The following is a 7,596-nucleotide window of genomic DNA, read 5'->3' on the forward strand; positions in this document are numbered from 1 at the left end:
TTCTATTTTCCTTCAAGTCCGATCGCGAACAGCTCACCTAGCCGCTCATTGCGCCCCTCGTAATACAAATAGCCGACGAGGCTCTCGAGCGCCGTCGCAAGGCGGTAATCGGCCGGATCCGCGTTCTTAGGCGGAGCTCCCGACTTGGCGTTGCGGCCTCGGCGGACGATGTCCGCCTCCTCCTCCGTCAGATGCGGCTGCAATCGCTCAAGCAATTGCCGCTGGCCCTTCGCTGACACGATGCTTGTCGCTTCACGATGCATATGATGCGACTTGTTGTTGGGCAGCGACACCAAGTACTGTCGCACGAGCAGTTCAAATACGGCATCGCCCACATATGCCAGCACAACCGGATTAATCAACTGCGGTTTCTTGGCGGGCGGATAGAACATGAGCGAGCCTGCGTCTACATGTTCGCTCATTTGCGTCTCCAACGAATGCCTTGCGGCGTATCCTCAAGCACAATATTTTTCTCAGCCAGCAGATCGCGGATTTCGTCCGCTCTTGCCCAGTTTTTCGATTTGCGCGCTTCCGTGCGCTCTACGATCAATTGATCGATATCCGCATCAAGCAATTCGTCGGCCGCTTCTTGAGCCGGCAGGAGGCCAAGCACATTATCCAACTGCTCAAACAGAGCCAACAGTGCCTGCAATCCTTCAGCAGAAGCGTCGCTGCGATTCATATATTGATTCGCTTCAGTCACAAGCTCGAATACTGCCGTAATAGCATCCGGCGTATTGAAGTCGTCGCTCATCTTCGCATGGAACTGGCTCGCAATCTCATCGAGCTTCGTTTGAAGCGCTGGATCTACCGCGGCTTCGCTTAGTCCTTCGCTGCTCAGCCTATGCTTCAGGTTCGCCGCGCAGTTGGCAATCCGCTCAACGCTATTTACCGCTTGCGCAATCGTCTCGTCGCTGAAGTTAAGCGGGCTGCGGTAATGCGTCGACAACATGAAGTAACGGATCGCGTGCGGCTTAATCCGCTTCACGAGCTCATTAACCGTGATGCCGTTGCCGAGCGATTTGGACATTTTTTCATTATTGATATGAATGTAACCGTTATGCATCCAGTAGTTCGCCAGAGGCTTGCCGCTAAGGCTTTCCGACTGCGCGATTTCGCATTCATGATGCGGGAATTGAAGATCATGTCCACCGCCGTGAATATCGAGCGTTTCGCCGAGATACTTGCGCGCCATTGCCGAGCACTCTATATGCCAGCCCGGACGACCGTCACCCCATGGGCTCTCCCACTTGATCTCGCCTGGCTTCGCACCCTTCCACAGCACGAAGTCCTGCTGATTTTCTTTGCGGTCGCCAATCTCTACGCGGATGCCGAATTGCAGCTCGCCTAGGTTTTGGCCCGAAAGCTTGCCATATTCATCGAATTTGGACGTACGGAAATATACGTCCCCTTCGCTCTCATACGCATAGCCTTTGTCTACAAGCTCTGCAATAAACGCGATAATCTCCGGAATATTGTCCGTTACGCGCGGGTTAAGTGTCGCCTTTCGAACGCCGAGTGAATCGATGTCTCCATAGAACGCTGTAATAAACTTCTCCGCAACTTCCGGCACAGTCGTGCCGAGCTGTTCCGCCTTCTTAATAAGCTTGTCGTCTACGTCCGTGAAGTTGACCACATAACGGACCTCGTTGCCTGCTGCTTCCAAGTAGCGGCGCACCACGTCGAAGAATATAACCGGACGCGCGTTGCCGATATGGATATAGTCATACACTGTCGGCCCGCATACGTACATGTTAACCTTGCCCGGTGTCTGAGGGACGAACGAATCCTTCGCTCTCGTGAGCGTATTATATATCGTAATTGCCATTATCAAAAACTCCTCCTGCTTCTGGCTCTTCAACTTCCTTGCCTAGTTCAGCCTTCAAACTATCAATTTCCTTTTTCATCGCGCGGAACATTTCAATGACCGGATCCGGCAGCTGCTTATGGTCGAGCCGATCGCCCACCCGCTCCCCGTTCCGCTTCACCACGCGGCCTGGATTCCCGACCACGGTGCTGTTATCAGGCACCTCGCGCAGGACGACCGCATTGGATCCTATATTAGAATTATCTCCAACTTGGAAGGAACCGAGAACCTTCGCTCCCGATCCAATGACAACATTATTACCGATCGTCGGATGGCGTTTGCCTTTTTCCTTGCCTGTGCCGCCCAGCGTAACACCTTGGTAGATGACGACATCGTCTCCGATTTCGCATGTTTCTCCGATAACGACGCCCATGCCATGATCGATGAACAGCCGATTGCCAATTCGCGCGCCGGGGTGGATCTCAATACCCGTCATGAAGCGTCCTACCTGCGAGATGATCCTCGCAAGCGTAAACCAGCCTCTACGGTATAAGGGATGCGCAATGCGATGCGCCCATATAGCATGCAGGCCCGAATAGGTGAAAATGACCTCGAAACGGCTTCGGGCCGCCGGATCATTTTCGAATACTGCTTGAATGTCCGATCGAAAATGGCGAAACATACGTTTTGCTCCTCTGCTTTCAAAATTGCTTGGCTCTACGCTATGCGCTGCTTTTCTTCCCAATAAAAAAAGCCCCTGCAGCATCAAGTGCTGCAGAGGCGTGTTTATCGCGCGGTCCCACTCTGCTTGAACAATACACGGCATTCCAAGCGTAAATGGCTAACGCCGTCCTTTAAGGCGGCGTGAAGCAATCATTTCGCGAAGAAATATAAGCACAGTATAAACATGAAATTTATACTTTCTTATATTTTAAAGAAGCCGGCTGTTCACCTTCATGTCTTTAACGCAGACTTACGTTGTCGCCTACCCTGCTTATCGATGACTAAAGCCCGATAATCAGCTCGGAACAAAGCTCCCAGGTGCAAATTTCCGTTAGCGCGAACCAAACAACTTTCAGCCCCACTCTTGCCGCTGCCCTATACCCTCAAACAGCGCCGATTCGAATGACGGTTGTCCTCTCTGCGAATCCGCATGCAAACGTACTAATCCTGTTCATAGCCGATATATTCATATAGATATTATCCATAGTATACTCAATAGCCAAATAGGTGACAAGGACTATCTGCAAAGCCTCTCTTCACAGCGCCTGTCGTGCCAGCAGACGATCGACAGCTACAACGTTAGCCTAGACGTGCGCGAAGACGCGATACGACCTTGTCTTTGCCGAGCAGTGCGATCGACTGGTTCAAGTCGGAGCCATGGGTTTGACCTGTCAGCGCAGCGCGAATAGGCATGAACAGCTGCTTCCCTTTGAAGCCGGTATCCTTCTGAACGGCCTTAATCTTTTCCTTAATACCGTCAACCGTAAATGCAGTATCGTCCGCATCCACTAGCGCAAGGAATGCGCTCAGCACTGCCGGAACCTGCTCTTCGGCAAGCACGTTAACTGCATCATCCTCGTCCGCAGGCTCATCAGCGAAGAACAATGCCGTAATCGGCACAATATCAGCCGCATAACGAAGTTTATCCTGATGCAGCGCTACGAGATCGCTTACCCAAGCGCGGCCATCCGCATCCAGCTCAGCCGCGATACGGCCAGCCTTCTGCAGGTGAGGAATACACATATCAACGACGCGCGGAAGCTCCGCCTTTTTCATGTACTCGTTGTTCATCCAGCTCAGCTTCTGCGTGTCGAATACGGCCGGGCTCTTGCTCAGACGCTCCGCATTGAATACCTCGATCAGTTGCTCGCGTGTGAACATCTCTTGCTCGCCTTCCGGCGACCAGCCAAGCAAAGCGATGAAGTTGAACAACGCCTCCGGCAAGTAGCCGAGGTCATCGTACTGCGAGATGAATTGAATAATAGATTCATCGCGCTTGCTTAGCTTCTTGCGCTGCTCGTTTACGATCAGCGTCATATGGGCAAACAGCGGCGGCTCCCAGCCGAAAGCTTCATAGATCATAAGCTGGCGCGGCGTATTGGAGATATGATCCTCTCCGCGCAGCACATGGCTGATTTTCATCAAATGATCGTCCAGTACAACAGCGAAGTTATAGGTCGGAATGCCATCCTTCTTCACGATAACGAAGTCGCCCATCTCAGCCGTATCGAAGCTGATCGAGCCCTTCACCATGTCGTCGAACTGATACGTGCGCCCTTCCGGTACACGGAAGCGAATGCTAGGCACACGGCCCTCCGCCTCAAACGCAGAACGTTGCTCATCAGTGAGATCGCGGTGACGTCCGGAATAACGAGGCGTTTCGCCGCGCTCAAGCTGCTCATTCCGCTCTTGCTCTAACTCCTCTTCATTGCAGTAGCAGCGGTAAGCTAGGCCGCGGTCAAGCAGTTCCTGCCAATACACGCGATAAATATCGAGACGCTCGGTTTGACGATATGGGCCGTATCCGCCGCCGATATCCACGCTCTCATCCCAATCGATGCCGAGCCACTTCATGTATGTAAGCTGGCTTTCTTCCCCGCCCGCTACGTTTCTTTTCACATCCGTATCTTCAATACGAACGATGAATTTGCCGCCAAGATTGCGTGCAAACAAATAATTGAATAAGGCCGTTCTAGCGTTGCCGATATGCAGGTGACCCGTCGGCGACGGCGCATAACGTACACGTACTTCCTGTGTCATAAATATACTCCTCCATTATTTAAGTAGGTTTAATTAGTCCGCTTTAACTAAACAAACAACCGATTGCGCCGCAATCCCTTCGCCGCGTCCTGCGAAGCCAAGCTGCTCCGTCGTTGTCGCCTTCACATTCACTTGCGATACATCCGCTTCAAGCGCCTTCGCAATTATCTCCGTCATTTGCGGAATATAGGGCAGCATCTTAGGGCGTTGAGCAATAATCGTCGAATCAATATTGCCGAGCTTATAGCCCTTCTCCCGAATAAGCTTCCATACATGTTCCAACAGCTTTAAGCTGTCCGCATCCTTATATGCAGCGTCCGTATCAGGAAAATGTTTACCGATGTCGCCCATTCCGAGCGCGCCTAGAATGGCATCTGTAATGGCATGCAGCAGCACGTCCGCGTCGGAATGCCCGAGCAGCCCCTTCTCATAAGGGATCGTAACGCCGCCGATAATGCAAGGACGCCCCTCAACCAATTGATGCACATCAAAGCCTTGTCCTACACGTATCACTATTTATCATCCTTTCCCTCAACCAGATCGACACGGCGATTTGCTAGCAGAAATTCCGCCCATGGCAAATCGTCAGGCGTCGTTATCTTTATATTCGTATATTCGCCCTCTGCAACGGTAACGGTTGCTCCCGTCCGTTCCACAACCATCGCGTCATCCGTGCCGATGAAGCCGGCTGCTTCCGCCCGCTCATGCGCTTCAAGCAGCAATGCATGACGAAAAGCTTGCGGCGTTTGTATCGCCCACAAGCTTCGACGGTCCGGCGTAGCAATGATGACGCCCGCTTCATCTACTTGCTTGATCGTATCCTTCACAGGAACGGCAAGCACCGCGGCTTCGCTGCGCTCGGCGGTCTCGCAGCATCGCTGCACGGCTTCCGCCGACACGAGCGGACGAACGCCGTCATGCACCATGACCCATTCGGCCGCAATCGCTTGAAGACCGATGTGCACGGAATGCTGGCGCTCCTTGCCTCCGGCAAGAACAGCCTTCACCTTCGCAAAGCCGTAGCGGGCAACCCATTCCTGGCACCTAGGCACATCGTCCGCGCCGACAACAAGCACCGTTTCCTTCACGGCGTCCATTCGCTCGAACAGCTCCAGTGTATGCACAAGAATAGGCTTGTCCGCTAACTGCAAATATTGTTTGCTCTCTTTCGTCCCCATTCGCGTCCCGCGTCCGGCCGCGACGATGACGACTCCCCAATCTGCTAACATGACCCAACCTGCCTAACGCTCTATGATAGTACTATCATACCTTGTTAGAGCGCTTTTTCCAACAGCTTCGGTTTCGCGAATATCATCCGGCCCGCCGATGTCTGCAAGACACTCGTAACGAGCACCTCCATCGTCGTGCCGATGTAATCGCGACCGCCCTCAACGACGATCATCGTGCCGTCATCCAGATACGCTACGCCTTGGCCGTGTTCCTTGCCGTCTTTGATCACTTGAACGATAATTTCTTCTCCCGGCAGAACAACCGGCTTCACGGCGTTAGCTAGATCATTAATGTTAAGCACCGATACGCCTTGCAGCTCGCATACTTTATTCAGGTTGAAGTCATTCGTTACCACTTTGCCGTGGAGCGCCTTCGCTAGCTTCACCAGCTTGCTGTCCACCTCGCCGATCTCCTCGAAGTCTCCTTCGTAGATTAGAACGCGAACATCAAGCTCCTTCTGAATTTTGTTCAAAATATCAAGCCCGCGACGGCCTCTGTTACGCTTCAGCAAATCCGAGGAATCGGCAATATGCTGCAGTTCCTCCAGCACGAATTCCGGAATGACCAGCGTGCCTTCGATAAAACCGGTTTTGCATATATCCGCAATCCGTCCATCGATAATAACGCTCGTATCGAGGATCTTATGCTCCTCGTAACCGCTCGTTTCCTCGGGCTCTGGCGCTGTCCGCCGCTTCTCAAGCAAGCTCTCTAAGCCGGTCGCCAGCTCTTCCTTCTTATGCAAGCCGATGCTGAGGCCCAAATACCCGAATGTCAACATCATCGCAGCGGGAATGAGTCGTCCCATACCGCTGAAATCCGAGACGGCCGGATAAAGAAGTACAGCAAGCAGCAAGCCGGCCAGCAAACCGCCCGCGCCCGCTATCAAATCCTTCATCGGCAGCGCAGCTGTCTGCTCCGCGCCTTTCTGCATATAGCGAATGACCTGCCCTGCCAACATCGTTGCTGCAATGACTCCAAATACCGCGCCAACTGCTACATTCATGTAATAAGTGCCCGATCGCTGCAGCATACCGAATGATGAGCTCGACCACAGTGCCGCTCCATTCATCCAACCATATACTTCGCCGCCGGCCATACCGCCAAACAACATACCCATTATTTGAATTATACGTCTAACCATTACGGTTCACCTCCATTACAATTATGTTCCAATAATAGGCAGGTTAATCGTTGGCAGCGCGTGAATTTGTAAAATAGTTCTAGCATCCCCATCGCTCAAGCAAAAACGGCGCTCGCCATTCGTGCATAAGTGGAGTTTTATCTCATCCGTAGTGAAGTTAACCTCACTTAAATGAGCCTCATAAGCCTGCTTCGCACAAATAGTGAGGCAATCCTCACTCGCCATGAAGCTGGGTTCACGACAAGTGAGGTTTGCCTCACTATATTGGCCTGACTTAAACAGTTCAGAGTACTTCTGTGAGATTCTCCTCACTAATTTGTGAACCCCTCCACTAGTCGCTCATCCTCGAATTTCTACGATAAAGTTTTTCTCCCCACATCAGAATGTTCACCTCTATACAGAGTGAACCCGTATAGATGTTCATTCTGATTGGCGATAAAATTTAGCTTTAGCCGCGGTCGCTCACCACTGAATTACTTCGATCAGAATTTTCTCCCCACATCAGAATGTTCACCTCTATACAGAGTCAACCCGTATAGATGTTCATTCTGATTGGCGATAAAATTTACCTTTAGCCGCGGTCGCTCACCACTGAATTACTTCGATCAGAATTTTCTCCCCACATCAGAATGTTCACATCAATCCAGAGTCAAAC

Annotated in this window: 7 protein-coding genes; all 7 read right to left on the minus strand. The window is 52.0% G+C overall.

The features are described from left to right. Positions 1–2: 2 nt before the first annotated feature. Positions 3–422, minus strand: coding sequence for a Mini-ribonuclease 3 (locus tag AC0YN0_RS30820; protein ID WP_475824663.1), 420 nt, complete (start codon positions 420–422; stop codon positions 3–5). Then, positions 419–1,828 carry a cysteine--tRNA ligase gene (cysS, locus tag AC0YN0_RS30825; protein ID WP_475824664.1) on the minus strand — a complete coding sequence of 470 codons (1,410 nt, stop codon included), beginning with the start codon at positions 1,826–1,828 and terminating at the stop codon, positions 419–421. Before cysS ends, AC0YN0_RS30820 begins: the two co-directional genes overlap by 4 nt. Continuing rightward, positions 1,809–2,489, minus strand: coding sequence for a serine O-acetyltransferase (gene cysE, locus AC0YN0_RS30830; protein ID WP_475824665.1), 681 nt, complete (start codon positions 2,487–2,489; stop codon positions 1,809–1,811). The genes cysS and cysE overlap by 20 nt, the downstream gene beginning before the upstream one ends. 620 nt (positions 2,490–3,109) lie before the next feature. Continuing rightward, positions 3,110–4,570, minus strand: a complete 1,461-nt coding sequence (gene gltX, locus AC0YN0_RS30835) for a glutamate--tRNA ligase (RefSeq protein WP_475824666.1) — start codon at positions 4,568–4,570, stop codon at positions 3,110–3,112. A 33-nt stretch (positions 4,571–4,603) separates the two neighbouring features. Continuing rightward, positions 4,604–5,083, minus strand: coding sequence for a 2-C-methyl-D-erythritol 2,4-cyclodiphosphate synthase (gene ispF / locus AC0YN0_RS30840; RefSeq protein WP_307208457.1), 480 nt, complete (start codon positions 5,081–5,083; stop codon positions 4,604–4,606). Beyond that, positions 5,083–5,799: a 2-C-methyl-D-erythritol 4-phosphate cytidylyltransferase gene (ispD, locus tag AC0YN0_RS30845; protein ID WP_475824667.1), complete on the minus strand. Its 717-nt coding sequence runs from the start codon at positions 5,797–5,799 to the stop codon at positions 5,083–5,085. Before ispD ends, ispF begins: the two co-directional genes overlap by 1 nt. A gap of 44 nt (positions 5,800–5,843) precedes the next feature. Then, entirely contained in the window at positions 5,844–6,941 is a 1,098-nt protein-coding gene (locus AC0YN0_RS30850; protein WP_475824668.1) for a PIN/TRAM domain-containing protein, read from the minus strand. Between the last annotated feature and the right edge of the window lie 655 nt (positions 6,942–7,596).

It is taken from the genome of Paenibacillus sp. J22P218 (assembly GCF_056269195.1).